Genomic DNA, 506 nt, shown 5'->3' on the forward strand with positions numbered 1-506 from the left:
CCTTGCATTGATACTGACCTTTATCTCCATTGTTGGCATAAAGATAATCCGATGGAGCACCACACTTTGGACAGTTCATGGCTTTAGGTACGGAAACTTTTGCATTCTTACGCCTTTGAACAGGTTTAAGTGGTTTCCCGTTCTTCTCTAGATATTCACTAAGAAGAACTCGATAATCAAGCTGTTCCAGAACTTCAATGACCGGAAGGTCGTCCACTTGAAGTTTTCGATATGGTTTATTTACGGGCTGTTCAGTAGGCTTATCAAACATACTCTTACCAATCAATAAAGTAAGCAATGTTCGAATGAGTTGTTCTTGATAGTTTATAAAAGTTAATAAATAGGTTATAATTTGAGGGTACAAATTGTCACTTCCTTTTCTAGGTTGTTGAGAGTGTCGTAACCTCAATTATCCTTAGAATTCAGGGGGTGGCAATTTTTTTGCTTATAAAGCCCTCTTAGATAGGATTTAATAACCTATTTACTATAAAAGTTTTGACAATACG

1 pseudogene is annotated in these 506 nt (G+C 36.4%); it reads right to left on the reverse strand.

Features of this window, described 5'->3' with window-relative positions:
* Nucleotides 1-364: pseudogene (locus tag ACFFHF_RS11735) on the reverse strand (DDE-type integrase/transposase/recombinase); the annotation flags it as partial.
* Nucleotides 365-506 lie beyond the last annotated feature (142 nt).

Source organism: Robertmurraya beringensis (genome assembly GCF_042433785.1).
GTDB lineage: Bacteria > Bacillota > Bacilli > Bacillales > Cytobacillaceae > Robertmurraya_A > Robertmurraya_A beringensis.